This window comes from Streptomyces sp. NPDC053542 (assembly GCF_044544685.1).
In the GTDB taxonomy this organism is placed as follows: Bacteria; Actinomycetota; Actinomycetes; order Streptomycetales; family Streptomycetaceae; genus Streptomyces.
In genome coordinates this window covers 369,013-395,092 of the sequence record NZ_JBITXL010000001.1, presented here as the reverse complement: position 1 = coordinate 395,092, position 26,080 = coordinate 369,013, and the positions used below count along the sequence as shown (strand labels likewise).

24 protein-coding genes and 1 pseudogene are annotated in these 26,080 nt (G+C 73.0%); 12 read left to right on the top strand and 13 right to left on the bottom strand.

Annotation, left to right across the window (positions count from 1 at the left end; genetic code table 11):
- Positions 1-20: 20 nt before the first annotated feature.
- Genes ACIGXO_RS01750 through ACIGXO_RS01735 form a run of 4 tightly spaced genes read right to left on the bottom strand, consistent with a single transcriptional unit; the run spans position 21 to position 1,775 of the window.
- Complete coding sequence (locus ACIGXO_RS01750; RefSeq protein WP_399778960.1) at positions 21-269, bottom strand: gas vesicle protein GvpG; 249 nt, start codon at positions 267-269, stop codon at positions 21-23.
- Positions 269-1,021: a GvpL/GvpF family gas vesicle protein gene (locus ACIGXO_RS01745; protein WP_399778958.1), complete on the bottom strand. Its 753-nt coding sequence runs from the start codon at positions 1,019-1,021 to the stop codon at positions 269-271. Before ACIGXO_RS01745 ends, ACIGXO_RS01750 begins: the two co-directional genes overlap by 1 nt.
- On the bottom strand, positions 1,021-1,464 hold the full coding sequence (locus tag ACIGXO_RS01740; protein ID WP_399778956.1) for a gas vesicle structural protein GvpA: 444 nt from the start codon (positions 1,462-1,464) through the stop codon (positions 1,021-1,023). Before ACIGXO_RS01740 ends, ACIGXO_RS01745 begins: the two co-directional genes overlap by 1 nt.
- A gap of 2 nt (positions 1,465-1,466) precedes the next feature.
- Positions 1,467-1,775 carry a gas vesicle protein gene (locus tag ACIGXO_RS01735; RefSeq protein WP_399778954.1) on the bottom strand — a complete coding sequence of 103 codons (309 nt, stop codon included), beginning with the start codon at positions 1,773-1,775 and terminating at the stop codon, positions 1,467-1,469.
- Between the two features lie 292 nt (positions 1,776-2,067).
- Here ACIGXO_RS01735 and ACIGXO_RS01730 point away from each other — a divergent pair, with 292 nt between their 5' ends.
- Positions 2,068-2,997 (top strand): SDR family oxidoreductase, encoded by a 930-nt coding sequence (locus ACIGXO_RS01730; RefSeq protein ID WP_399778952.1) that lies wholly within the window; start codon positions 2,068-2,070, stop codon positions 2,995-2,997.
- Positions 2,997-4,154 carry an aromatic acid exporter family protein gene (locus ACIGXO_RS01725; RefSeq protein ID WP_399778950.1) on the top strand — a complete coding sequence of 386 codons (1,158 nt, stop codon included), beginning with the start codon at positions 2,997-2,999 and terminating at the stop codon, positions 4,152-4,154. The genes ACIGXO_RS01730 and ACIGXO_RS01725 overlap by 1 nt, the downstream gene beginning before the upstream one ends.
- 30 nt (positions 4,155-4,184) lie before the next feature.
- Here the strand turns inward: ACIGXO_RS01725 and ACIGXO_RS01720 are convergent, their stop codons facing one another.
- From ACIGXO_RS01720 to ACIGXO_RS01705, 4 genes are all read right to left on the bottom strand, one after another.
- The gene (locus ACIGXO_RS01720; protein WP_399778948.1) at positions 4,185-5,066 is read right to left on the bottom strand and encodes a Ku protein; all 882 of its coding nucleotides are present in this window, start codon (positions 5,064-5,066) and stop codon (positions 4,185-4,187) included.
- Positions 5,067-5,339: 273 nt separating this feature from the next.
- Complete coding sequence (locus tag ACIGXO_RS01715) at positions 5,340-5,753, bottom strand: DUF2795 domain-containing protein (protein ID WP_399778946.1); 414 nt, start codon at positions 5,751-5,753, stop codon at positions 5,340-5,342.
- A 197-nt stretch (positions 5,754-5,950) separates the two neighbouring features.
- Entirely contained in the window at positions 5,951-6,991 is a 1,041-nt protein-coding gene (locus ACIGXO_RS01710) for an NAD-dependent epimerase/dehydratase family protein (RefSeq protein WP_399778944.1), read from the bottom strand.
- A gap of 81 nt (positions 6,992-7,072) precedes the next feature.
- Complete coding sequence (locus ACIGXO_RS01705; RefSeq protein ID WP_399778942.1) at positions 7,073-8,617, bottom strand: FAD-dependent oxidoreductase; 1,545 nt, start codon at positions 8,615-8,617, stop codon at positions 7,073-7,075.
- A 175-nt stretch (positions 8,618-8,792) separates the two neighbouring features.
- On the opposite strand from ACIGXO_RS01705, the gene ACIGXO_RS01700 reads away from it, so the two are divergent.
- The 8 genes and pseudogenes from ACIGXO_RS01700 to ACIGXO_RS01665 all read left to right on the top strand — a co-directional run bounded on the left by ACIGXO_RS01700 (position 8,793) and on the right by ACIGXO_RS01665 (position 19,095).
- Entirely contained in the window at positions 8,793-9,179 is a 387-nt protein-coding gene (locus ACIGXO_RS01700; RefSeq protein WP_399778940.1) for a DUF2267 domain-containing protein, read from the top strand.
- Between the two features lie 266 nt (positions 9,180-9,445).
- Complete coding sequence (locus ACIGXO_RS01695) at positions 9,446-10,006, top strand: hemerythrin domain-containing protein (RefSeq protein WP_399778938.1); 561 nt, start codon at positions 9,446-9,448, stop codon at positions 10,004-10,006.
- Between the two features lie 89 nt (positions 10,007-10,095).
- The gene (locus tag ACIGXO_RS01690; protein ID WP_399778936.1) at positions 10,096-10,512 is read left to right on the top strand and encodes a CBS domain-containing protein; all 417 of its coding nucleotides are present in this window, start codon (positions 10,096-10,098) and stop codon (positions 10,510-10,512) included.
- 127 nt (positions 10,513-10,639) lie between these two features.
- Positions 10,640-13,762 (top strand): FAD-binding and (Fe-S)-binding domain-containing protein, encoded by a 3,123-nt coding sequence (locus tag ACIGXO_RS01685; protein WP_399778935.1) that lies wholly within the window; start codon positions 10,640-10,642, stop codon positions 13,760-13,762.
- A gap of 18 nt (positions 13,763-13,780) precedes the next feature.
- Positions 13,781-15,604: a thiamine pyrophosphate-requiring protein gene (locus tag ACIGXO_RS01680; RefSeq protein WP_399779928.1), complete on the top strand. Its 1,824-nt coding sequence runs from the start codon at positions 13,781-13,783 to the stop codon at positions 15,602-15,604.
- 79 nt (positions 15,605-15,683) lie between these two features.
- Positions 15,684-16,742: pseudogene (locus ACIGXO_RS01675) on the top strand (enolase C-terminal domain-like protein); the annotation flags it as partial.
- A 46-nt stretch (positions 16,743-16,788) separates the two neighbouring features.
- Complete coding sequence (locus ACIGXO_RS01670) at positions 16,789-18,693, top strand: glycoside hydrolase family 15 protein (protein ID WP_399778934.1); 1,905 nt, start codon at positions 16,789-16,791, stop codon at positions 18,691-18,693.
- Between the two features lie 69 nt (positions 18,694-18,762).
- Positions 18,763-19,095 (top strand): plasmid stabilization protein, encoded by a 333-nt coding sequence (locus ACIGXO_RS01665; RefSeq protein WP_399778932.1) that lies wholly within the window; start codon positions 18,763-18,765, stop codon positions 19,093-19,095.
- Positions 19,096-19,099: 4 nt separating this feature from the next.
- On the opposite strand, the gene guaD is transcribed toward ACIGXO_RS01665, so the two are convergent.
- Positions 19,100-20,440, bottom strand: a complete 1,341-nt coding sequence (guaD, locus tag ACIGXO_RS01660) for a guanine deaminase (RefSeq protein WP_399778930.1) — start codon at positions 20,438-20,440, stop codon at positions 19,100-19,102.
- 39 nt (positions 20,441-20,479) lie between these two features.
- Positions 20,480-20,974 (bottom strand): DUF5709 domain-containing protein, encoded by a 495-nt coding sequence (locus tag ACIGXO_RS01655; RefSeq protein WP_399778929.1) that lies wholly within the window; start codon positions 20,972-20,974, stop codon positions 20,480-20,482.
- A gap of 599 nt (positions 20,975-21,573) precedes the next feature.
- Between ACIGXO_RS01655 and ACIGXO_RS01650 the strand changes: the two genes are divergently transcribed.
- Positions 21,574-22,980 (top strand): MFS transporter, encoded by a 1,407-nt coding sequence (locus tag ACIGXO_RS01650; protein WP_399779925.1) that lies wholly within the window; start codon positions 21,574-21,576, stop codon positions 22,978-22,980.
- Positions 22,981-23,087: 107 nt separating this feature from the next.
- Here ACIGXO_RS01650 and ACIGXO_RS01645 read toward each other — a convergent pair whose 3' ends face one another.
- The 3 genes from ACIGXO_RS01645 to ACIGXO_RS01635 form a co-directional block, all read right to left on the bottom strand.
- Positions 23,088-23,738: an endonuclease gene (locus ACIGXO_RS01645; protein WP_399778927.1), complete on the bottom strand. Its 651-nt coding sequence runs from the start codon at positions 23,736-23,738 to the stop codon at positions 23,088-23,090.
- 24 nt (positions 23,739-23,762) lie between these two features.
- A complete protein-coding gene (locus ACIGXO_RS01640) occupies positions 23,763-23,885 on the bottom strand; it encodes an LPFR motif small protein (protein WP_308050908.1) in 123 nt (40 codons plus the stop codon).
- 66 nt (positions 23,886-23,951) lie between these two features.
- Entirely contained in the window at positions 23,952-24,872 is a 921-nt protein-coding gene (locus ACIGXO_RS01635; protein ID WP_399778924.1) for a polysaccharide pyruvyl transferase family protein, read from the bottom strand.
- Between the two features lie 159 nt (positions 24,873-25,031).
- Here ACIGXO_RS01635 and ACIGXO_RS01630 point away from each other — a divergent pair, with 159 nt between their 5' ends.
- A complete protein-coding gene (locus tag ACIGXO_RS01630; protein WP_399778923.1) occupies positions 25,032-26,078 on the top strand; it encodes an NAD-dependent epimerase/dehydratase family protein in 1,047 nt (348 codons plus the stop codon).
- Positions 26,079-26,080: the final 2 nt, after the last annotated feature.

The following is a 26,080-nucleotide window of genomic DNA, read 5'->3' as shown; positions in this document are numbered from 1 at the left end:
CAACCGTCTCCTCGTCCTTCTCACTGTCCTCGGTGCCGCTGTTCCCGCGCTTCCTCCAGCCGGTCCAGCAGCTCGTCCTCGCGCCGGTCGAACTCCGCCTCGTCGATCAGGCCGTCGTCCAACTCCTTTGCCAGCGCCCGCAGTTCGTGCTGGATGACGCCGGGGTCGTAGTACTGCCGCTCCGCCTCGGCGACGACCTGTCGCAGTACCCACGCGGTGCCGCGCACCGGCGCGGCGGGCAGCAGCAGCACTTCCTTGAGCAGGCCCATCAGTCCCGGCCCGCGTGCTCGGTGGCCGGCTGGGCCGGACGCACGAAGCTGTACGGCGGCAGCGGGCCGTTCACCAGCAGGTCCAGCTGCGGCTGTTCCTCGGCGAGCCGGTGCGCCGCCTCGGTGAAGGGCGCGGTGTCCGACCGCGGCAGCAGGAACGAGAGGTTCACCAGCCAGCCCGTCCCCTCCGGGCCGGGCGCCGACTGCTCCGCCAGCGGGGTCAGGGCCTCCTCGACCGTGTGCGCGTCGCGCACCTCGCGGGCCCGTACGGCATTGGCCACCAGCTCGCCCAGGCGCACCCGCTCGGGGTAGTCGCCCCCGCCGGCCGCCTGCAAAGCCTCCGTGAGGCGGCGGACCTCCGGCTCGTCGTCGACGACGAGCCGCAGCACGACCTCCTCGCGGTGCGCGGCCTTGACGTTGTACTCCACCCGGTCGGTCAGCTCGGCCAGCTGCGTCTTGTAGTGCTCGGTGTGTTCGCCGAGCGCCCCGCGCACCGCGTCGTCGTCCGTCGAGAGCGAGCCGAAGCGCAGCGGGAGCACCGCGCCCGCGTTGCCCGTCTCGGTGAGGACGTGCTGGTGGGCCAGCAGGTCGCGGCGCTTGGGGCGCAACCCGTCGGGGCAGTCGCTGACCACGGCGGCCAGCTCACCGGCCCGGATGATCCGCACCGGCCGCGGCGGGTCGCCGACGCCCAGCACCGGCTTCTCGGGGGCGGGGTGGTCGGCGTGCGCGATGCCGTAGACATAGGTGGTCATCAGCTCTCCTCCCTCTTGCGGGAGCTGGTGGTGCGCCGCGGCCGGCGCGGCTCTTCCTCATCGGACCCGCCGGAGGCGTCCTCCCGGCCCTGGCCGATGGCGTCGGCGAAGGTCTGGGCGGCGCCCGAGAGCGCGCCCTTGCTCTTGCCGCGCGCGCCGGACTCGGTGATCTCGCCGACCAGGTCGGGGAGTCCGGGCTCCTTCTTGCGGCCGGACTCCAGGTCCAGCCGGTTGCATGCCTCGGCGAACCGCAGGTAGGTGTCCACGCTCGCCACCACGACCCGTACGTCGATCTTGAGGATCTCGATGCCGACCAGGGAGACGCGCACGAAGGCGTCGATCACCAGTCCGCGGTCCAGCACCAGCTCCAGTACGTCGTACAGTCCGCTGGTGCCGCCTCCTCCCCGGCTGCCTCCTTCTTGTTGCGCGGGAATCACAGTCATCTCTACGGGTTTCCTTTCGCGCGCTCGTAGCGGCCGACGCGCCGGTACCCGGTGAGCACACCCTCCTGATCGAGGGTCAGCTCGTACAGCGCCATCAGGCTCATCGTGTCGGGCACCCTGGAGAGCTCCAGCACTTCCGCTTCCAGGAGCCAGCCGTCCCCGGTCCGCTCGAACCGGGTCACGGTCTCGGGTTGCAGTCCGGTGAGCTCGGCGAGCTGGGTGCGCGCCGCGCGCATCAGCTCGGGCAGCGTCAGGCCCTTCGCGGGGCTCCGGCGGTCGCCTTCATCCGGTGTCTTCGCTTTTTCCGTCATGAAGTCATCTCTGTCGGGCTTCTCCGTCCGGGCGTCTCCGCCGGGAAGTCCATGTCGCACCGAGTACCGCCGAGGGGCGAGGGGAAACCCAAGTGCCCCGGCCGGTTCGCAGCGTCCTTCCCTGACCGGTTCGCACCGTCCGTCCCGGTGCCGGGTCGCCGATCTTCACGGTCGACCCGATGATGGATTGAGGTCCGGCGGGCGGGGGACTCGGTGATCAGCCGGAGGGGACGGCTGTCCACGGAAACCGGTCAATGGTCAGTCAATGGTCAATGCGGAGCAGGAGGCATCAGTGGCCGCGCAACCCCACGACCAGCACGACGACGCGGGGAGCGGCGCCCGGAACGGGCGGCCGCAGAACCCCAGGGAGAAGCACCCGCAGCCCGACTTCCCGGCGCAGGAACAGGAGCACCCCGGCTGGACCGGGCCGATGGACCCGCCACCGGACCACGGCGAGGAGTCCTACCGTGGCAGCGGTCTGCTGACGGACCGCAAGGCGCTGCTGACCGGCGGCGATTCCGGTATCGGCCGCGCGGTGGCGCTGGCCTTCGCGCGCGAGGGCGCCGACGTGCTCTTCACCCATCTGCCCGAGGAGGCCGATGAGGCCCGCGAGACCTCCCGGCTCGTCGAGGAGGCGGGCCGGAAGGCCGTCGCGGTCTCCTGCGACATCCGTGAGGAGTCCGCGTGCCGCCGGCTCGTGGAGCGGGCGGTCGCGGAGTTCGGCCGGATCGACATCCTGGTGAACAACGCGGCATACCAGATGTCGCAGCCGGACGGCATCCGGGCCATCACCACCGAGCAGTTCGACCGGGTGCTGCGCACCAACCTCTACGGCATGTTCTGGCTGTGCAAGATGTCGCTGCCGCACATGCCCAAGGGCGCCTCGATCATCAACACCACGTCCGTACAGGGCTACAAGCCCAGTCCGCATCTGCTGGACTACGCGACGACCAAGGGCGCCATCGTCACCTTCACGCAGGGGCTCGCCCAGATGCTCGCCCCCGACGGCATCCGTGTGAACGCCGTCGCGCCGGGGCCCGTCTGGACGCCGCTGATCCCGGCGACGCTGCCGGACACCGTGGAGTTCGGGAAGCAGGCGCCGCTGGGCCGCCCGGCGCAGCCCGCCGAGATGGCGCCCGCCTATGTGTTCCTCGCCTCCGAGCACGCCGCGTTCATCACGGCCGAGATCGTGAATGCCACCGGCGGCACCCCGCTGCCCTGATGGGCTGGTGGCGCTGGGTCAAGTGGGAGGCCGCCGCCGTCCTGCGCGCCGCGCGCAGCGCGGTGGCCGGCCCGGGGCCCGAGCGGGACGCGGCGGTGCAGTCGCTGAAGGCGGCGGCCGCCGCCGCGCTCGCCTGGGCGGTGACGGGCTGGTGGTGGGGCGCGCCGATGGCGCTGATGGCGCCGTGGACGGCGGTCGTGCTGGTGGAGAGCACCGTCTACCGGTCGGTGCGCTCCGGGCTGCAGCAGCTGGCGGTGATCGCGGCCGGCACGGTCATCGCGGCGGGCGCGGCGATACTGACCGGCAACAAGATGGGCGCGATGGTGCTCGCCCTGCCGCTCACCGTCCTGCTGGGCAACTACGCGCGCTTCGGGCGGCAGGGCATGTACGCGTCCACGACGGCGCTGTTCGTGCTGGCCTACGGCTCGTACTCGCTGTACGACATCGGGCACCGGCTGCTGGAGTCGGTCATCGGCGCGGCCATCGGGATCACGGTGAACGCCCTGGTCTTCCCGCCGGTGCACGCCCGCAGCGTGCGGCACATGCTCTACACGCTGCCGAGAGACAGCGCCGACCTGCTGCACACCATCGCCCAAGGGCTGCGGGAGGCGGGCGACGAGGGGTACAGCCACCAGGACGCCGAGACCTGGCAGGACCGGGCCCGGCGGCTGGCCAACGCCGTCACCGACCTGCACACCGCGCGCGGCTGGGACCAGGAGAGCTACCGCTTCAATCCGGGTTACCGGATGCGCCGCCGCGGCCGCCCCGCGCCGCCGTCCGACTGGGACGAGACCTGGGACGGGATCAGTGAGCACCTCAAGACGCTCACCCGGACGCTGCGCGAGGCGGCCCCCGACCGGAACGACCTGGCCCCGCCGCCGTACGGCGCGCTCGGCCTGGCCGCCGACGTGCTGGACGCGGCGGGGAACGTCTGCGAACACGACCTGCACCTGCTCGACGAGGGAGCGGAGGAGGAGCGCGAGAGCCGGCGGGCCGCGGACCTGGACAGCGCGTGGGAGGCGCACGCCCGGCTCAAGGAATGGCTGTCGGAGCTGGACGGGGAATCCTCCGCCTCGCTCGGCGGCCTGGTCGCGGAGATGCAGCGGCTGCTGTACGCGCTCGGCCCGCAGATCCCACTGCGGTCCAGGGCGGCGTGAGGGGCCTGCCGGCCAGTTCCTGAGGGGGCGTCAGGACGCTTTCTTTTTCGCGGGTGCCTTCTTCTTCGGAGCCTGCTTCTTCTGGGCCTGCTTCTTCTGGCCGCCGGACTGCCGGCCGCCGGACTTCTGTTTGGCGCCCTTCGCCCGGTCCACGCTGGCCTGCAGGGCCTCGCGCAGGTCGACGACGTTGGTCGCCTTCGGCGCCGGCTCGGCCTTCTCCACCGTCTCGCCGGTGCGCTTGGCCTCCACGAGCCGCCGCACCTTCTCCTGGTACGTGTCGTGGTACTCCTCCGGGTCCCACTCGACGGACAGCGCGTCGATCAGCTGCACCGCCGTGTCCAGCTCCTTCTTGTCCGGCTTGGTGCGCCCCGGCAGCGTCGGCAGTTCCTTGTGCGGGTCGCGGACCTCGTCGGCCCAGTGCAGAGTGTGCAGGGCCAGGATGTCGTCCTCGGCCTTGACGGCGACGAGGTATTCGCGGTTGCGCATCACGAACGTGGCGATGCCCGCCTTGTTCGCCTTCGCCAGCGCCTCCCGCAGCAGGCCGTAGACCTTGGCGTACTCCTTGCCCTTGGGGGCGAGGTAGTACGTCTTGTCGAAGTAGATCGGCTCGACCGCGTCGAGGTCGACGAAGCCGGTGATCTCCAGGGACTTGGACCGGCCCGGTGCGATCTCGTCCAGCTCCTCCGGCTCGACGAGCACGTACTCGTCCCCGGCGTCATAGCCCTTGACGATGTCGTCGTACGCGACTTCCTTGCCGGTGCGTTCGTTGACGCGCTTGTTGCGCACCCGGTCGGAGGTGCCGCGCTGGAGCTGGTGGAAGTGGACCGTGTGGCTCTCCGTCGCGGACACCAGCTGTACGGGCAGGGAGACCAGCCCGAACGAGAGCGCACCGGCCCAGACTGCGTGTGCCACGTACCGCCACCTCCTCGCCTCCCATCGCACCCCGTACCGGCGGGGGCCGCATCCCGGTGTGCGCCGGACGGAGCACACCGGGGGAGGCGTTCGGAGCACGGCGGGGGAGCGCGGGGCTTTCGGAGGTTTGGGCTTCCGGGAGCGTGGCACTCGGCTTCCCGGCCGAGCGGCCGGTCATGGGAGAGAAGGAAAGCGCCGGGCCGGAGGGGAGAATCCGGCCCGGCGCATCCATGCCGGGGGAAGGGCGGCCGCGCCGGGCCGCCCCGCGCGTGGTCAGGTACGGCGCTCCTCGACACCGAGGCCGAGCGCCCGGGCGATGTCCTGCACATTCGCGAACTGCTGCCCGCCCGGGAGGTTCTCCGCCCGCGCCAGGACCCGGTCCGGCGCGTGGTTGTCCCGCAGGGAGCTCAGCACGGCGGCCCGGTCGGCGGGGTAGATGCTGGGGTCGAGGTGGCGGGCCAGGTCCGACCGGATCTCCACGTCGTCCCCGGACATTCCCGGGGGCGTGCCGCCTTCGAGGGTGCCTTCGGGTGAGCGGCGCACCGCCGGCTGGTCCTCGCCCGCCGGCTCGGGCTCGTGCTCCTCCTCCACCCGGATGCCACGATTGGCCCGCAGCTCGCCCTCCAGGCGCTTCTTCACCTCGTCGTCCTGCAGCGGGCTGTCCGGCCCGCTCCCCTTCTCGGCCATGTCTTCCTCCAGAGGTCGGTGCTGATGGGCTGTGTGCCGCCGGGCCGTCCGGGCGCGCGTACGGTGGACGCGGTGACCTGCCGCGGCGCCTCCGGAGTGCCCGTCGCCGCGGTACCGGAAACCCGAAATGATCAGCTTCGGCCCAACGGCGCAGCGGTCCCGGACGACGCCAGGACAGTGGCCCGGACGGCGGCGGCTCAGGCGGTCTTCGGTGTGCTCGACAGCGGCGGCGTGTGCGTGCCGCTCGCCTTCCGCAGGCCGCTCAGCAGCGCGCCCACCGCCTCGGCGGCGGTGCTCTCCGGCCGCCAGCCCAGCTCCTCGCGCGCCCGGCCGCAGTCCATCAGCGGCAGCCCCAGCACCGCGTCGAACAGATGCGGCGAGGCGCGTACGAGCCGCAGCCGCCAGCCGGTACCGAGCGCGGCGCGCGCCGCCGCAGCCGGCATCCGTACCGTACGGGCCTTCAGCAGCCGCGCCAGGAACGCCATGTCCACCGGCGGCTCGGCCGCGAGGTTGAAGGCGCCGCGCGCGTCGCCGAGGACGGCCAGCCGGTAGGCGCGCGCCGCGTCCTCGGTGTGCAGCACCTGGAAGCGCAGCCCCGGGACGTCCGGCAGGAACGGCAGCAGCCCGGGGCGGGCCAGCTTGCCGACCGGCGCGGGCGTCGCGGGCCCGCCGAAGATCCGGCGCTGCTCGGACGCCGCCTCCTCCTTGAAGAGGAACGCCGGGCGCATCCGCACCACCCGCATGTCGGGGTGCTCGCGCTCGTAGCCGTCCAGGACCCGTTCCAGGTACGCCTTCTCGCGGCAGTACGCGGCGTCCGGCCAGCCGTGCGTGGGCCAGGACTCGTCCACCTTGTGGTCCTTGGGGCCGGGGGAGTAGGCCCCGACCGAGGAGGCGTGGACGAGCGCCGGCACCCCGGCCCGCGCCGTCGCCTCGAAGACCCGCAGGGAGCCGAGGACGTTGGTGCGCCAGGTCTGCGTCGGATGGTGGGTGGGCTGGAAGGCCCAGGCGAGGTGCACGACGGCCGCCGCGCCCGCGAAGTCCGCCGCGAGGTCGCACTCCTCGTCCGCGATGTCGGCCGCGGTCCAGGTGGTCTTCGGCGGCGCTTCGCGCGGCGTGCGGCGCGCGATGCAGTGGACCACGTCGATCTGCGGATCCTCGCTCAGTACGCGGACCACGCTGGTGCCGACGTTGCCGGTGGCGCCGGTCACCACGACCCGCCGCTCGGGGGCACTGCTCATGAGCTGCTTCCTCTCCTGCCGCGGGCGCGCCGCGCCGGCGGGTGGACGGTGCCCGCTCCGGGTGCCCTCGCGCGCCCGCCGCTACACGTCGGTGTCGAGGTCCAGCTGCTCCAGCGGGTGCAGCGCGGGGCCGTTCAGCACCGTGCCCTCCGTGGAGAAGCGGGACCCGTGGCAGGGGCACTCCCACGCCGTCTCCGCCGCGTTGAAGGCGACCAGGCAGCCCAGGTGGGTGCAGCGCGCCGAGACGGCCTGTACCGTGCCGTCCTCGTCCCGGTACACCGCGCACCGCCGGGCGCCGACCCGTACCACCGCGCCGGTCCCCGGCGGGATGTCGGCGGCGGAGTCGACGTGCGTGGTGCGCAGCCGGTCGCCGATGAAGTGCTGGGCGACCTTCGCCTGGTGGCTGAGGAACGCGGGCGCCTCGCGGACCGGGCCCCACAGCCGCCGCGGGTCGTACAGATTGGTCCACGGCGGCGGATCACCGCTGATCAGCCCGGCGATCAGGCGCCCGGCCAGCGCGCCGCCGCTGAGCCCCCAGCCGCCGAAGCCGGTGGCGACGTAGGTGTGCCGGGCGCCGGGGTGGAACGGCCCGATCAGCGGCACCGTGTCGGTGGAGTCGTTGTCCTGCGCCGCCCACCGGTAGGCGACGTCCGTACCGGGGAAGTGCCGCTCGGTCCACTCGGCCAGCCGCTGGAACCGTGCGATCGCGTCGCCCGTGCCGGGCGGGAACTGCTCCCCGGTGACGACGAGCAGCCGCCGGTCCTCGCCGTACGGTGCCGTGCGCACCGAGCGCTTGCCCTCCTCCTCGGTGATGTACATGCCCTGCACGTCGCGGTCCGCCTCGATCGGGGCCGCCACGACCAGCTCCCGGCGGGGCGAGAGCCGGGTGAAGAGCAGCGCCCGGTCGAACACCGGGTAGTGCGTGGCCACGACCACCTCACGGGAGGTGACCGTCGCACCGGTCTCGGTCGTCACCCGGCACGGCGCGCCCTCGTGCAGCCCGGTGGCGCGGGTGCGCTCGTACACCTCGCCGCCCTGCTCCCGCAGGTCCTCGGCGAGCGCGAGGAGGTACTTGCGGGGGTGGAAGAGCAGCTGGTCCTCGACGCGCACCGCGCCGGCCACGTCGAACGGCAGCCCGGTCTCGGTGACGTAGGCGGCCGGCAGCCCCGCCTCCCGCGCCGCGTCGGCCTCCGCGCGCAGCTGGTCGGTGCCGGCCGGGTCGCGGACGTAGGTGTACGCGGGGAACCGTTCCAGCTCGCAGTCGATGCCCAGCTCCTGCGCGACCTCGGCGACGCGTTCCACGGCGCCCTGCTGGGAGACCGCGTACTGGAGGGCCGCGCCGCCGCCGCGGGTGCGGCGCAGCTTGTCGTAGACCAGCGTGTGCAGCGCGGTGAGCTTGGCGGTGGTGTAGCCCGTGACACCGGCGGCGATCCGGTCCGCTTCGAGGACGACGACGCGGCGCCCCGTCCGGGACAGCTCCCACGCCGTACTGATCCCCGCCATGCCGCCGCCGATCACCGTGACGTCGGCTTCGGTGTCCTCGGTCAGCGGGGCGTACGACGTGGTGTGCGCGCTGGCCATCCAGTACGACTCGTCGATGCCGGGAAGGTCTGAAGTGTGGGACATGCGGGGACGGGTGCCCCTGCCGGCCCTGGCCGAAGCCTGCCGGACCGGTGACGCACCCGTACGGAGGGGCGGCGGCCACCGGGAGGCGGTGCGGTCTCCGGGGCCCGTCCGGTGTTGCGGGTTCCGCCGGGACCGGGACCATGGGAGGGGGCGACCCGGGCGAGGAGGCGGCATCATGGGCGGCGATCTGCTCGCGGCGGTGCGGACCTCGGGACGCTACCGGACCGTCGCGGAGGCCGAGCGGGCGGTCCAGCACGTACTGGCGGCCTTCGCGGGCCAGCTCACCGGCGAGGAACGGCGCGCGTTCCTGAAGTCGGTGCCGCCCGGGATCATCGCCGGCGGGATAAAGGACGAGCGGCGCCGTACCGCGTGCGAGTTCGTGGACAGCGTGGCGGCCCGTATGGAGGGCGCCACGCACGCCACCGCGCGCTGGGACGCCAGCACCGTCCTCACGGCGATCGGCGGCCACCTGGGCGAGGAGCTGCTGCAGCGGGTGCTGGCGCAGCTGCCCCGTGGCTACGCGCTGCTGTTCGGACGCGCCGATCTCACCCCCACCGCCTGATCGTCCTTTTCCGGTTTCCGGGACGTTTGACCGTGCCTTCGCATGGCACTCGTGCGCCGGGCCATGGGCTCCATGGGGATGGGAAAAGCGCCGGGCCGGGACCGTCGTACCGGCCCGGCGCGCTCTCCTGTCCAGAAAGAGAGCCATTCGGCCCAATCCTGCCCGAACGGTCGAGTTGCGGCGTTACGGGACTGAGGTAACGGGAACTCGTCCGATGGCGCCCGGAGGGTCCGGCCGCGCCGTTTCCGCGAAAGGTGGCAGCACCCATGGGTCACGGCGGCGACGTCATCGAAGAACTGACCACCGACCACCGCGAGGTGACCGAGCTCTTCCAGCAGATCGAGAGCAGTATGCCGGGCTCGGACGAGCGCAAGAACCTCGCCGACCACCTGACGATCGAGCTGGTCCGGCACTCGGTGGCCGAGGAGCAGCACCTGTACCCGGCGGTGCGCAAGCACCTGCCCGAGGGCAACGCGCTCGCCGACAAGGAGATCGCCGATCACGGCCGCGTGGAGGAGCTGCTGAAGGAGCTGGAGAAGACCGAGGCCGAGCACCCGGACTTCAACCACCTCGTCGTCAAGCTGCGCACCGAAGTCACCGAGCACGTCAGGGACGAGGAGGGCCGGCTCTTCCCGCAGCTGAAGGACGCCTGCCCGCAGGAGGAGCTGGACGCGCTCGGCGAGAAGATCCGCAGCGCGAAGAAGTCGGCGCCCACCCGGCCGCACCCCAAGTCCCCGACCACGCCGCCCGCGAACAAGCTGCTGGCCCCCGGCGCGGGGCTGGTCGACCGGGCCCGCGACTTCGTCACCGGGCGCGGCAAGAAGTAAGCACGGCCCAGCAGCTACGTCACGCACGTCAGCCGGGTCGGCCACGTCATCCACGCCACCTACGTCAACAAGGAGAGACGAGCAGCTATATGCCTACCGCACGCGACATCATGTCCCCCGGCACGGAATGCATCGGCGCCGAGGACAGCGTCACCGAGGCCGCCCGGCGGATCACCTCGCTCGGCGTCGGGGCACTGCCGATCTGCGGCACGGACAACAAGCTCAAGGGCATGCTGACCGACCGTGACATCGTCGTGAAGGTGCTCGGGGCCGGCAAGGACCCGGAGAAGACCACGGCGGGCGAGCTCGCACAGGGCGAAGCGGTCACCATCGGCGCCGACGACGGCGCCGAGGAGATCTTCGCGACCATGGCGCACCACAAGGTCCGCAGGCTGCCCGTCATCGACGGCCACAGCCTCATCGGCATGGTCGCGCTGGCGGACGTCGCCCGCGCGCTGCCCGACCCGCAGTCCGGGGACCTTCTCGAAGCGCTCTCGACGGACTGAAGCGCCGACCCGCCGGTTCCCGGTACGCCCGTCCGCACGGCCGGGCGTACCGGTGTCACCGGTGGGATCGCGCGCGTACGGGCGCCGGCGCACCGCAGGAGGCGGCGGAGGGACGAGGAAGGTGACCATGGCACCGAACGAGCAAGCGGCGCTCACCGACCGCAAGCGCGCGGCGGAGAGCGGGGTCGCGGACCTGGACGTGGGCGCGCTGGAACGGGCGCTGCGCGAGCGGGTCGACGGCGAGGTGCGCTTCGACGCGGGCAGCCGCGGCGCGTACGCCACGGACGGCTCGAACTACCGGCAGGTGCCCATCGGCGTGGTCGCGCCCCGGAACGTACGGGCGGGCGCCGACGCGGTCGCCGTGTGCGCGGAGTTCGGCGCTCCGGTGCTCTCCCGCGGCGGCGGCACGAGCCTGGGCGGCCAGTGCACCAACACCGCGGTGGTCATCGACTGGACGAAGTACTGCCACCGCCTGGTCTCGGTCGACCCGGAGCGCCACACGTGCGTCGTCGAGCCCGGCATCGTGCTGGACGACCTCAACCAGCAACTGGCGGAGTACCGGCTCAAGTTCGGGCCCAAGCCGTCCACGCACAGCCACTGCGCGCTCGGCGGCATGATCGGCAACAACTCCTGCGGCGCCTCGGCGCAGGCGTACGGCAAGACCGCGGACAACGTACGCCGCATGGAGGTGCTCACCTACGACGGCACCCGCATGTGGGTCGGCGCCACCTCCGACACGGAGTACGAGGAGGCCGTGGCCGGCGGCGGGCGCAAGGGCGAGCTGTACCGAGGGCTGCGCCGCATCGCCGACCGTTACATGGGCGACATCCGGCGGGGTTATCCGCGCATCCCGCGCCGTGTCTCCGGCTACAACCTCGACGCGCTGCTCCCGGAGAACGAGTTCCATCTCGCCCGCGCGCTCATCGGCAGCGAAGGCACCCTGGTCACCGTGTTGCACGCGGAGCTGGACCTGGTGCCGGTACCGCCGTACGACGCCATAGTGGTCCTCGGGTACGACGACATCTGCGCCGCGGCCGACGACGTGCCGCGGCTGCTCGAACACTGCCGGCCCACCCAGCTCGAGGCGATCGACGGGCGGATGGCCCAGCTGATGCGCGAAGAGGGCGCGTTCCTGGACTCCCTCGAACGCTTCCCCGAAGGCGAGAGCTGGCTGCTGCTGCAGTTCAGCGGCGACAGCCGGGAGGACGTCGACGGGCAGGCGTGCGACCTGCTGCGTGCCATCGGCCGCAGCGAGGACGCCCCGGACGTGGCGTTCTCCGACGACCCCGAGCGCGAGCAGAAGATGCTCAAGGCGCGCGAGGCCGGGCTCGGCGTGACCGCGCGCCCGCCGGACGACCGGGAGACCTGGGAGGGCTGGGAGGACTCCGCCGTACCGCCCGCCAGGCTCGGCGACTACCTGCGCGACCTCAAGCGGCTCTTCCGGGAGTTCGACTACGACCACCCGTCCCTCTACGGGCACTTCGGGCAGGGCTGCGTGCACACCCGCATCCCCTTCGACCTGAAGACCGCCGAGGGCGTCGCCGCCTTCCGGGAGTTCGTGCACCGCGCGGCCGACCTCGTCGCCTCCTACGGCGGGTCGCTCTCCGGCGAGCACGGCGACGGGCAGGCCCGCGGCGAGCTGCTGACGAAGATGTTCGGCGAGCGGCTGGTCACCGCGTTCGGCGAGCTCAAGGCGCTGTTCGACCCGGACGACCGGATGAACCCCGGCAAGGTCGTCGCACCGTACCGCGTCGACGAGAACCTCCGGCTCGGCCCGCACTGGCGCCCCGAGAGCCACGACACCCACTTCGGCTATCCCGAGGACGACCACTCCTTCACCCGGGCCGTCATGCGCTGCGTCGGCATCGGCAACTGCCGTACCCACTCCGGCGGCGTGATGTGCCCCTCGTACCGGGCGACCAACGAGGAGGAGCACTCCACACGGGGGCGCGCCCGGCTGCTCTTCGAAATGCTCGGCGGGCACGACGACTCGCCCGTCACCGACGGCTGGCGCTCCACCGAGGTCAAGGACGCCCTGGACCTCTGTCTGGCCTGCAAGGGCTGCAAGTCCGACTGCCCGGTCGGCGTCGACATGGCCACCTACAAGGCCGAGTTCCTCGCCCACCACTACGAAGGCCGGCTGCGGCCCGCCGCGCACTACTCGATGGGCTGGCTGCCGTTGTGGGCCCGGCTCTCCCGGGCCGCCCCGCGGCTGGTCAACGCCGCGCTGACCGCGCCCGGCATCGGACGGCTCGGCAAGCTCGTGGCCGGCGTCGCCGGGGAGCGCGCCGCGCCGGTCTTCGCCGAGGAGTCGTTCGTCCAGTGGTGGCGGGGGCGCTCCACACCGGAGCCCGACCCCGCCGACCCGCGCACCGTCGTCCTGTGGCCGGACACCTTCAGTACGTACTTCCACCCCGCCATCGCCAAGTCGGCCGTGCGCGTACTGGAGGACGCGGGCTTCCGCGTCGCCGTGCCCACCCGGGCCGTGTGCTGCGGCCTGACCTGGATCTCCACCGGGCAGCTGCGCACCGCCAAGCACGTCCTGGAGCGCACCCTGGACGTGCTGCGGCCCTGGCTGGCGGCCGGTACGCCGGTCATCGGCCTGGAACCGTCCTGCGCCGCCGTCTTCCGCGCCGACGCGCCCGAACTGCTGCCGGAGAACGAGGACGTCCAGCGGCTCGCCGGACAGTTCCGCACCTTCGCCGAGCAGCTGCTCAACCACGCGCCGGACGACTGGCGGCCGCCCCGGCTGGCCCGTGACGCCACCGTGCAGACCCACTGCCACCAGCACGCCGTCCTCAAGGACGACGCCGACCGGGAGCTGATGCGCCGGGCCGGCATCGAGGCCGACGTGCTGGACGAGGGGTGCTGCGGGCTGGCCGGCAACTTCGGCTTCGAGCGCGGCCACCACGAGCTGTCGATGAAGGTCGGCGAGCTCGGCGTGCTGCCCGCCGTACGGGACGCCGCGCCCAGCGCCCTGGTCATCGCCGACGGGTTCAGCTGCCGTACCCAGATCGAACAGGGCGGTACGGGACGGCGCGCGCTGCACCTCGCCGAGGCCCTCGCGCTCGGCCTCGACGGGCCGCTGCCGGCCACCGGGCCCGAAGCGCTCGCCCAGCGGCCCGCCGCCCGCACCGGGGACGCCCGGCTGCTCACCGCGGGCGCGCTGGCCGCGCTCGGCGTCGCCGCGGCCGTCGTCGGCCGGTCGGCGGCCCGCCGTTCCGCACCGCACGTCACCCATGCGAAATGAGAGGTAATCCCAGTGTCGATCAAGGTGTCCGACTACGTTCTCCAGCGGCTGCGCGAGTGGGACGTCGACCACGTGTTCAGCTATGCGGGTGACGGCATCAACGGCCTGCTGGCCGCCTGGGGGCGGGCCGACAACAAGCCGGAGTTCATCCAGGCGCGGCACGAGGAGATGTCCGCGTTCGAAGCGGTCGGCTACGCCAAGTTCTCCGGCAAGGTCGGCGTCTGCGCCGCGACCTCCGGGCCCGGCGCCATCCACCTGCTCAACGGCCTCTACGACGCCAAGCTCGACCACGTCCCCGTCGTCGCCATCGTCGGCCAGACCAACCGCAGCGCCATGGGCGGCTCCTACCAGCAGGAGGTCGACCTGGCGAGCCTGTACAAGGACGTCGCCTCCGACTTCTGCGAGACGGTGACCGTCCCCGAGCAGCTGCCCAACGTCATCGACCGGGCCATGCGCACCGCGATCGCCCGGCGCAGCGTCACGGCCGTCATCATCCCGGCCGACGTGCAGGAGCTGGACTACTCGCCGCCGCAGCACGCGTTCAAGATGGTGCCCTCCAGCCTGGGCATGGCCAACTACGCGCCGCTGCCCGCGAAGCCCGCGATCGCCGAGGCCGCGAAGGTCATCAACGAGGGCGAGAAGGTCGCGATCCTGATCGGGCAGGGCGCCCGCGGGGCCCGCGCCGAGGTCGAGGAGCTGGCCGACGTCACCGGCGCCGGCGTCGCCAAGGCGCTGCTCGGCAAGGACGCGCTCCCGGACGACCTGCCCTACGTCACCGGCGCCATCGGGCTGCTCGGCACCCGGCCCTCGTACGAGCTGATGATGGACTGCGACACCCTCGTGGTGATCGGCTCCAGCTTCCCGTACACCCAGTTCATGCCCGAGCTGGACCAGGCGCGCGCCGTCCAGATCGACATCGACCCGCACATGGTCGGCATGCGCTACCCCTTCGAGGTCAACCTCGTCGGCGACGCCAAGGAGACGCTGCGGGCACTGCTGCCGCAGCTGAAGCGGAAGAAGCACGGCGACTGGCGCAAGAAGATCGAGAAGAACACCAAGCGCTGGTGGGAGGTCATGCAGCGGCGCGCCGCCGTGGACGCCGACCCGATCAACCCCGAGTACGTCGTGCACGCGCTGGACCCGCTGCTGCCCAACGACGTGATCCTGGCCGCCGACTCCGGCTCCGCCGCCAACTGGTACGCGCGCCACCTGCGGCTGCGCGGCGCCATGCGGGGCTCGCTGTCCGGCACCCTGGCCACCATGGGCCCCGGCGTGCCGTACGTCATCGGCGCCAAGTTCGCGCACCCCGACCGGCCCGCGCTGGCCATCGTCGGCGACGGCGCGATGCAGATGAACGGCATGGCCGAGCTGATCACCGCGCGCAAGTACTGGCAGGGGTGGTCCGACCCGCGGCTCATCATCGCCGTCCTGAACAACGAGGACCTCAACCAGGTCACCTGGGAGATGCGGGCGATGTCGGGCGCGCCGCAGTTCGAGCCCTCGCAGCACATCCCGGACGTGCCGTACGCGGACTTCGCGCGCTCCATCGGGCTCGGCGGCGTCCGCGTGGAGAAGCCCGGCGACGTGGAGTCGGCATGGCGCCAGGCGCTCTCCGCCGACCGCCCGTTCGTCATCGACTTCCGCGTCGACCCGGCCGTGCCGCCGATCCCGCCGCACGCCAGCTTCGACCAGATCGAGGCCGCGGCCACCGCGATCCTCAAGGGCGACAGCGACCGCGCCGACGTGATCAAGCAGGGCTTCAAGGCCAAGGTGCAGGAGATGCTGCCGGGCCACCGGCACCGCGAGGACCGGCCCGGCACCGAGGACGGCAAGCACGCCTGATGACGGACGAGCACGAGGAGCACGACGGACCCCCGGTGGAGGGGGGGGGGGGGGGGGGGCGGGGCCCCCCCCCCCCCCCCCCCCCCCCGCCCCGGAGGGGGACGGCACGCTCACCTGGGACTCCACGACGCTGGTGCTGGTCACCGTGCGGTCCGGCGGCACCACCGGCTTCGGGTACACCTATGGCGCGCCCGCCACCGCCCAGGTCGTCAGCGGTCTGCTGGCGGACGTGGTGACGGGGCGCTGTGCGCTTGATGTACCGGGCGCCAACGAGGCCATGAGCCGGGCCGTCCGCAACGCGGGGCGGCCCGGCCTCATCGCGGGGGCGATCTCCGCCGTCGACCTCGCGCTGTGGGACCTCAAGGCGCGGCTGCTGGACCTGCCGCTGGTACGGCTGCTCGGTGCGTGCCGGGCGGACGTGCCCGTGTACGGGAGCGGCGGCTTCACCACGTACGACGCGGGGCAGCAGGAGCGCCAGCTGCGGCACTGGGTCGAGGAGCAGGGCATCCCGCGCGTCAAGATCAAGATCGGTGAGTCCTGGGGCGGCGCCCCGTGGCGGGACGCCGAGCGCGTCACCGCGGCCCGCCGCGCCATCGGCGACACCACCGACCTCTACGTCGACGCCAACGGCGGCTACTCCCGCAAGCAGGCCGTCCGCGTCGCCGCCCACCTCGCGAGCCAGGGCGTCACCTGGTTCGAGGAACCGGTCTCCTCCGACGACCTCACCGGGCTCGCGCACCTCCGCGCCGCCGTCACCCCCGACGTCACCGCCGGCGAATACGGCTACACCCTGCCGTACTTCGGGCACATGCTGCGCGCCGACGCGGTGGACTGCCTCCAGGCCGACGCCACCCGCTGCGGCGGCCTCACCGTCTGGCTGCGCGCCGCCGCGCTCGCCGAGGCCAACGGGCTGGAACTCTCCGGGCACTGCGCCCCGCACGTCCACGCGCACGCGGCCGCCGCCGTGCCCAACCTGCGCCACCTGGAGTGGTTCCACGACCACGTGCGCATCGAGAACCTGCTCTTCGACGGCGCCCTCGACCCGTCCGGCGGCAGCATCCGGCCCGGCGCCGACGGCGCGCCCGGACACGGGCTGACGCTCCGCGCCGACCTCGCCGAGCAGTACCGCACCGGCTGACCACACCCCGGTACGGAGCGCCACGCGACACCCCCCACGGAGACCGATGACCGCCATCGAACTGCCCGAGAGCCACGCCTATCCGCCACAGGTGCTGCGCGACTACGCCGTACTGGCCGACGGCGAGCGCGCGGCACTGCTCGGCCCGCGTGGCGAGATCTGCTGGCTGTGCGCCCCGCGCTGGCACGACGAGGCGGTCTTCGCCACCCTCATCGGCGGCGGCGGGGTCTACGCGGTGACACCGCGGGAGCGCTACGTGCCCGGCGGCCACTACGAAGAGGGCACGATGATCTGGCGCAGCCGCTGGATCACCCAGAGCGGCATCGTCGAATGCCGGGAGGCGCTGGCGTTCCCGGGCGACCCCGACCGCGTCGTCCTGCTGCGCCGGGTGGAGGCGTGCGAGGGCCCGGCCCGGCTGCGGGTCGTACTGCACCCGCTGGCCGATTACGGCGCCGAGCCGCTGCGCGACCCGCACCGCGACGAACACGGCGTGTGGACCGCCCGGGCCGGGGGCCTGCACCTGCGCTGGACGGGCGGCGGGCAGGCCCGCCTCACCGACGAACCGGCGGACCCTGGCCCCGACGCGGACCCCGGCACCGGCAACGATCCCGGCACCGGCAAGGACCCCGGCACCGCGCGACACTTCGACCGCAGCCGCGCCACCCGGCTCGTCCTCGACCTGCGCCTCGACCCCGGCCGGCGGCACGACTTCGTCCTGGAGATCGGCCGCACCGCGCCGGACGGCCCGCCACCGGAGCCGGGCGCCGCCTGGTCCGCCACCGAACGGGCCTGGCGGGAAGCGGTCCCCGCGCTGGACCACACCGTCGCCGCCGGGGACGCCCGCCGCTCCTACGCCGTACTGCGCGGCATGACCGGCGCGCGCGGCGGAATGATCGCCGCGGCCACCACCAGCCTGCCCGAACGCGCCGAAGAGGGCCGCAACTACGACTACCGGTACGTCTGGATCCGCGACCAGTGCTACGCGGGCCAGGCCATGGCGGCGGTGGGGCACTACCCGCTGCTCGACGCCGCCGTCCGCTTCATCGGCGCCCGGCTGCACGAGGACGGGCCCGCCCTCACCCCCGCGTACACGATCGACGGCGGCCCCGTGCCCGACCAGCGGGAACTGGATCTGGCCGGCTACCCCGGCGGCTACGACCGGATCGGCAACCGGGTCAGCCGGCAGTTCCAGCTCGACGCCTTCGGCGAGGCGCTGCTGCTGTTCGCCGCCGCTGCCCGGGCCGGCCGGCTCGACGGCGACGGCTGGAAGGCCGCGGAGATCGCGGCCGACGCCGTGGCGCGCCGCTGGCGGGAGCCGGACGCCGGCATCTGGGAACTGGACGCGCGCGCCTGGACGCACAGCCGGCTCATCTGCTCCGGCGGACTGCGCGCGATGGCCGCCGCCGGGCCGCCCGGGCCGCAGACCCGCAAGTGGCGCGCGCTCGCCGACACCCTCCTCGACGTCACCACCGCCACCGCGCTGCACCCCGACGGCCACTGGCAGCGCGCCGCCGACGACCCGGCGCTGGACGCGGCCCTGCTCATACCGTCCCTGCGCGGCGCGCTGCCCGCCGACGACCCGCGCACCCGCGCCACATTGCGGGCCTACAAGGAGCGGCTGACCGACCACCGCTACGCGTACCGCTTCCGGCACGACGAGCGGCCGCTGGAGGAGGCCGAAGGCGCCTTCGTGCTCTGCGGCTTCGCGATGGCGCTGGCGGAACACCAGCAGGGCAGGGAGACCGAGGCGTACCGCTGGTTCGAACGCAACCGCGCCGCGTGCGGCACGTCCGGGCTGTACTCCGAGGAGTACGACATCACACAGCGTCAGTTGCGGGGCAACCTCCCGCAGTCCTTCGTGCACGCGATGATGCTGGAGTGCGCGGTCCGGCTGGCCGGCGCGGACGGCGTGCCCGAACGGCCCACCTCCTCTCGCGGTGACCCGACTTGAGGAGTGGAGTGGAACGTGCCACCGGTCCGCACTCCCGGCGGGCCGGGGCCGACCACGAGGAGACGTGACATGCCGCGAGGTTCCAGCAACAAGCGCGAGCGCCAGTACGAGCACATCAAGGAGGGCGCCCAGAAGCGGGGCACCTCCACCGGGCGGGCGAAGGAGATCGCCGCGCGGACGGTCAACAAGGAGCGGGCCCGCGCCGGCGAGTCGAAGACGGCGAGCAAGTCGTCCACGCGGGACACCAAGTCGGCGTCGCAGCGCGGCGGCCAGCGCTCCGGCAACCGCACCGGCCCGCAGGGCCCGACGAAGGACCAGCTCTACAACGAGGCCAAGAAGAAGAACATCGACGGCCGCTCCTCGATGACCAAGGACGAGCTGGCCAAGGCCCTCGGCCGCTGATCGGTTACCGGTTGTCCGCGCTGCGCCCGGCCGGTGCGGCCTCCCGGTCGTGGGCGCGCCGCCCCGCCACGTACGTGGCGCGCACCGCGCGGTCGTCGCCCATCGCCGCCAGGACGAACAGCAGCTCCTCGATGTCCTCGGCGCGTGCCGCGCGCCGGGCGAGCAGCGGCGTGGCCCGGGGATCGAGCACCACGAAGTCCGCCTCCTGCCCGGGCGCGAGCGAGCCGACGGTGTCCGCGATACCCAGCGCCGCGGCGCCGCCCCGCGTGGCCAGGTAGTACGCCTGCACGGCGTCGATGGGGGCACCGCACAGCGCGGCGGCCTTGTATGCCTCGTACACCGTCGACAGCATCGAGAAGGTGGGGCCCGCGCCGACGTCCGTGCCGAGTCCGACGGTCACCGGGTGCGGGCCGCCCGCGGTCTCGCGCGCCGGGAACAGCCCGCTGCCCAGGGCCAGGTTGGAGCCGGGGCAGTGGGCCAGCGCGGTGCCGGTGGCGGCGCAGCGGGCGCGCTCGGTGGGGGAGAGGTGGACTCCGTGGGCGAGGACCGCGCCCGGCCCGAGCAGCCCGTAGTGGTCGTAGACGTCGAGGTAGCCGGCGCGGCCGGGAAACAGCGAGCGGGCCCACTCGACCTCGTCGGGCGTCTCCGAGACATGGGTGTGCAGGAGCGTGCCGGGGTGCTCCCGCCACAGCGCGGCGGCCGCTTCCAGCTGCTCCGGCGTACTGCTGGGCGCGAAGCGGGGCGTGATCGCGTACTGGGCGCGGCCCTTGCCGTGCCACCGGGCGAGCAGTGCCTTGGACTCCGCGTAACCGCTGCGCGCCGTGTCGAGCAGCGCGTCGGGCGCGTTGCGGTCCATCAGGACCTTGCCGCAGGCGATCCGCAGATTCCGCCGGGCCGCCTCCTCGAACAGCGCGTCGGCGGACTCCGGGTGCACGGAGCCGAAGACCAGCGCGGTGGTGGTGCCGTTGCGCAGCAGCGCGTCACAGAAGACGGCGGCGGCCTCGCGGGCGTACCGGCCGTCCGCGAACCGCTCCTCCTCGGGGAACGCGCGCTGCTCCAGCCATCCCATCAAGTCGGCGCCGAAGGCCGCCATGACATCGGTCTGCACGCAGTGCACGTGGGTGTCGACGAACCCCGGAAGGATGACGTGGTCCGGGTAGTGGACCGGGGTGACGTCCGCGGGGAGCAGATGGCGCAGCGCGGCGTACTCGCCGGACGCCGTGATCCGGCCGTCGGCGCAGATCAGCAGCGCGTCCGGCGTGTACGCGAACGCCTCGTCGCGGCCGGCGCGGAACGGGTCCGCCGGGAAGCGGACGAGCGGACCGCGCACGGCGGTGACGGTCATGGCCCCCCTCTCCACCGCGTGTCCCCCCTTCCCACCGCGTCAGGGCAGCGGTGGGGACTCGTCGTCGTTGACGTTCTCGTCGTCCACGACGTGCACGGCCGCCTCCTCGGCACCCGCGGCGCCGCCGTCGATGCCCACGTCCTGGGCGACGACGTCGTTGGCGTTCCGGCCGTGCTCCGGGAAGCCCTGGTCGCCGCTGACGAGGCGGCCGGCACGGTCCGCCCCGGCCTGCTCGTCGACCGGCTCGCCGTCGCCGCCCGGCAGGTCACCGATGCCGTTGCCCTCCGGTGGTGCCACGTCCGGGACCTCCTCGGACAGCCGCTCGTCCAGGCTCTCGCCCCTGCGCTGCTCGTTCGCCGTGGTGCCGGTCTTGTTCACCCCGAGCGGCTTCTCCGGCGGTGAGTAGCCCTCGTCCAGCTGCTGGTCGGCATCCGGCTCGTCGAGGGCGTCCTCCATGTCGAGGTCGTCGGGCTTGGCCGACACGTCGTAGGCGGGCGGCTGGTACACGTCGTCACCCATCGCCTCGTCGGACATGGCCGCTCTCCTCTCCTGGACTGCCGTTCCGCAGCACGGGTGCCCGTTTCTGTCCCCCTGCACCCAACCCTGCGGAACCGTCACACATCGTGCAAATGCAACGTCGGACCGTCAGCGAGTACCCCTGTGTCACCGGCTCACCGCCCCCTGTGAGAATCCGCACCCACTCGGCGGAACCCTTGGGGCGCAAGGGATCCGCGGCAGGGTGACGGCCATCGCACCCCAAGAACGTTTCCCCGGCCGCACCGGTATGTGAAAGTCGAACCTTGCCGTGCCCGGGGCGTGCGCAGCCGCGCCCTCCTCCGGACCGGCACCGACCGATCTCGGCACTCCAGGCCCGCCGGCGCACACAGCCGTGCCCCCGCGCGCCCGCCGAGCCGCTTTCCGAGCCTGACGGGCTCTTCACGAAGTGTTCTGCCGTGCCTTCTGCCGTGCCTTCTCCCGTCCGCGTCCCCGCGCAGCCGAACGCATCCGAGAGTGCGACCGCCGATTCCGCGGTCACCGCCGACCCCGTGGCCGATCCGGCCGACCCGGTCGATCCGGCCGGTGATCCACGGGGCGACAAGGCCCCCTCCGCCGTACGCCGGTACACCGCGAACCTGAAGTACCTCTTCGGTCGCCGCCGTACGGGCGGCACCGGCGGCGACCACGCGCCGTGGCGCTCGCTGCGCTACCGCAGCATGCGCTGGTGGTCGGTGGCCAACCTGGTCTCCAACGCCGGTACCTGGATGCAGCTGACCGCCCAGAACCTGCTGGTGCTGCAGCTGACCGGGTCCGCCGCCGCCACCGGCCTCTCGCTCTCCGTACAGGCGGGCCCCGGCCTGCTCATGGGGCTGTTCGGCGGCGCGGCCGTCGACCGCTGGCCCCGCAAGCTCACCGCCGGGGTGAGCCAGGCCATGCTGGGCCTGGTCGCGTTCGCCACCGCCTTCCTGGTGGCCACCGACCAGCTCAGCTACGGCGTGCTCATGGCACTGTCCGCCGTCACCGGCATCATCGCCACGGTCGACGGGCCCGCCACCTCGCTGCTCGGCAACGACCTCGTGCGCCGGGAGGACGTGCCCTCGGCCATCGCGGTCGGCTCGCTGGTGCACAGCGTGGGCCGGCTCGGCGGTACGGCGCTGGCCGGTGTGGCCGTCGGCGTCCTCGGCACGGGCGCCGCGTACGCCGCGAACGGCTTCTCCTTCCTCTTCGTCGCCGCGGTGATCCCCTTCCTGCGGCCGGTCAGCCAGGCGCTGCGCGGGGCCGGGGCCGGTGCCGGGGCCGACGAGGCCGCGGCGGAGGCGCCGGTGAGCCTGGAGAAGGCCGCCGGGGCCGAGAAGGCGCCGAAGCCGGTTGCCGAGCCCGCCGACCCGAAGCCCGCCGCCGACCCCGAGCCCGCCATGACGGCCCGCGAGGGCATCGCCTTCTTCATGCGCCGTCCGCGGCTGGTCGCGCTGGCCGTGATCACCGGCCTGAGCGCGATCTTCGGCCGGAACTACCAGCTCACCCTGGCCGTCCTGGTCACCGGGCCGCTCAGCGCGGGCGCCGGCGCGTTCGGCACGGTCTCCTCGGTCCTGGCGGCCGGCGGCATCGTCGGCGCTATCCTCGCCGCGCGGCTGCGCAAGCCCTCGGTCAAGCTCGTCGGCGCGCTGGCCGCCGCCGGCGGACTGCTCCAGGCCGTCGCGGGGCTCTCGCCCTCGCTCATCCTGCTGCTGGTCCTCGTGCTGCCGATGTCGGTGGTGGAGTCGGTCTCCGACACCGCGGGCACGACCGTGCTGCAGACCGACCCGCCGGCGAACATGCGCGGCCGCGTGCTCGGCGTCTGGCGGAGCCTGAGCACGGGCTGGGGCCTGGTGGCCCCGCCGCTGCTCGGCCTCCTCATGGAGTGGGCCGGTGCGCGCGGTGCCCTGGTGGCCGGTGGCCTGATCATCGCGGCCGTGACCGGTCTGGGTGCCGTGCTGCACACCCGCAAGGGCACGATCCGTACCGCGCCGGCCGACGCGGCGGCTTACCGGACGGCTGCCTGAGGGGCGCGTACGTAGCTCCGCACACGCGAAGGGGCCGGGACTCGTGGTGAGTCCCGGCCCCTTCGCGTCGCTACGAGATCTCCCGGTGCGAGGTCTCCTGCGCCTCGTCAGGACGTCTCCTCCTCGACGTCCTCCACCACGGACTTCTCCAGCGCGGCCCGGACCAGCGCCGCGGCCAGCGTGGCGGTCTCGTCGGGGGACACCAGCCGCGCCAGCTCGTCGGGCTTCTTGGGCAGGCCGAGCCGTTCCGCACCCTGCAGGGCCTTGCTGTCGAGGTAGGGGGAGAGGTCCCGCCACACGGCCTGGGCCTCGCGCAGGAAGATGTCCGCGCCGGCCGGGCCGAGCCCCGGAACCTTCTGCAGCAGCTCCTTCAGCCGGGCCACGTCCCCGCCGGCCTCGTCCCGCAGCCGCCGCAGGTCACCGTGGTAATCGTCCAGCAGCAGCTGCGCACCGTCCCCGAGCTGCGTGGACGTGCGCTCGTCGTACCGGCGGTAGCTGCCCCGGCCCAGCGCGTCGACCCGCTGCTGCCAGGTCGCCTCCCGCATCGACCGGGCGTCCCGCATCCCCGCCTCGAAGAGCTCGCGCGCCGCGGCCACCGCCACCGAGGCCCGGATGCGCGCGCTGAGCAGGCAGGAGAGCACGAGCAGCTGATACAGCGGCTGCGGGGTGTCACGGAGCGTGATGCCCGCCTCCGCCGCGTACGTCTGCCCGTGCGTCTCCAGCAGGGCCCGCACGGTCTTCCGCCGGTCACCCGTCATGGGCTCGTACTCCTTCGTGAGGGGCTAGCGATGGGCGCCTCGCGAGGCGCCGCCGAAGAGCCGGGCGAGCGCGCGGAAGGGGAGTGTCACCACGGCGGCGATGGTGCTGCCGATGGCCCGCAGTACGTCGGCGATGGCGCTGAGCACGATTCCTCCTCATATAGGGGAGCTGTTCCTGTCTGTCCCCCGGGTTACCGTAATCGCGGAACGTAATCATGGCCGGTGGGACCCGCGGTCCCGCTCCATGAGCCGCGCCCGCCGCGCCGCCGCGGCCCGGCCCGCGGGGGACAGGCACCACTCCCACCACCGGTCCAGCGCCTTCGGCGTCACCTCGTCCGCCGGGACCACCGCGGGCCAGCGCAGCGCCCGGGCCTGGGCGCTCACCTTCGCGCCGCCCAGTACGGGATCGACGGCCAGTACCGGCGTGCCGGCGCGCAGCGCCAGCACCATGCCGTGCAGCCGGTTGGTGACCACGGCGTCGAGCCGGGCGGCGAGCCCCATGAACTGCTCCGGGGTCGCGCAGTGCCGCCAGTCGTCGATGGCGAGCCGGGTGTCGGCTTCGACCCGGGTGCAGTCCAGTCGAGTGAGCCACTCGATCAGCTGTCCGCCGACGGTGTCGTGCCGCCGCCGCTCCGCGTACTCGCCCTGCCCGTACGTCAGCACCACCCCCGCCAGAGGTGGCACTGCGTGCAGTGGGGCCGCCGCGGCCAGGTCGACGGAGGGTGCGGCGGCCGGCTCGTCCCGGGCGAAGACCCGGTCGAAGCCGGTCACCGCGGGATCGCCGGGGTCGATGACGCTCACGCCGACGGCGAGTCGTCTGCAATTCCTGAACCGGCGGTGCAGTCGCCGCAGTTGCTCTCCGTGTGCCGGACCACAGGTGAAGACGACGTGGTCGTAGGCGGCGGGGTCGGCGGCGTCCAGCGGCATGCGTTCCGGCGCGAAGCCGCGGCTCCAGGCGGTGTCGTGCGCGATGCCGCAGGTCGCGAGGGCCTCGGAAACCCGGCGCTGGGCCAGCGCGTCGCCGACCGTGACCTCGCCGTCGTCGAAGCTGAACCACCCGGTCAGCAGCGTCCGTCCGGGTCCTCCGGGCCGGGCGAGCAGGTCGTCGGTCAGGGCGGTCAGTGGCTCTCGCATGCCGTACTCCTTCACGTTTGCGCGCGCTCGGGACGCGCACTCAGGAGGCGTACCCGGGCTGTCGCCGGTAGAACGGACGCAGATGTGTAAAAGCATTGAAATAGGACACTCAAGGTCCGTGCCACCCAGTGCCATGCCGCACGGAAAGGAGGACGACGCGTGACTGCCCTGCCCTTGCGACCGACGTGGCGGCGTGCCGTCGTGACCGGAGGCGCCGGCTTCCTCGGCTCCCACCTCTGCGAACGCCTGCTGGAGAGCGACGTCGAAGTCGACTGCGTGGACAACCTGTCCTCGGGATCGATGGACAACATCGAGCACCTGCTCGGCCGCCCCGGCTTCCGCTTCCTGGACCGGGACGTCTGCCTGCCGCAGTGCGTGGACGAACTCCGCGGCCCCTACGACCTGGTGCTGCACTTCGCGTGCCCCGCCTCACCGGCCGACTACCTCCGGATGCCCCTGGAGACGCTCGACGTCGGGAGCCTCGGGACGCGGAACGCGCTGGCCATCGCGCACCGCGACAGCGCACGCCTCGTCCTCGCCTCCACCTCCGAGGTGTACGGCGACCCCCTCATGCACCCGCAGCGCGAGGACTACTGGGGGAACGTCAACCCGGTCGGCCCGCGCAGCGTGTACGACGAGTCCAAGCGGTTCTCCGAGGCACTGGTCACGGCACACGTCGGCGCCAAGGGCACCAACGCCGGCATCGTGCGGATGTTCAACACCTACGGTCCGCGGATGCGGGCCCACGACGGCCGCGCCGTCCCCACGTTCATCTGCCAGGCGCTGGCCGGCGAACCGCTGACCGTGGCCGGCAGCGGCGAGCAGACCCGCTCGCTGTGCTACGTCGACGACACGGTCGACGGCGTGCTGCTGGTGGCCGCGAGCCGCGCGGTGCGCCCGGTCAACATCGGCGGCGGCGACGAGACGCCCGTCGCCGAGATCGCGCGCCGCATCGTGGCGCTGACCGGCTCCCGGTCGGAGCTGCGCTACATCGAACGGCCCGAGGACGACCCCGAACGGCGGCGGCCCGACACCTCCCTGGCCCGCGAGATGTTCGGCTGGGAGCCGAAGGTCGCGTGGGAGGAAGGGATCAAGCGCACCATCGGCTACTTCGCGAGCCGCGACCCCCGCGAACGGCTCACCGCGCAGCCGGCGGCGTCCGCTCCCGCCCACGCCGCCCCGCCCGAAGAAGCCCCGCACCCGTGAAC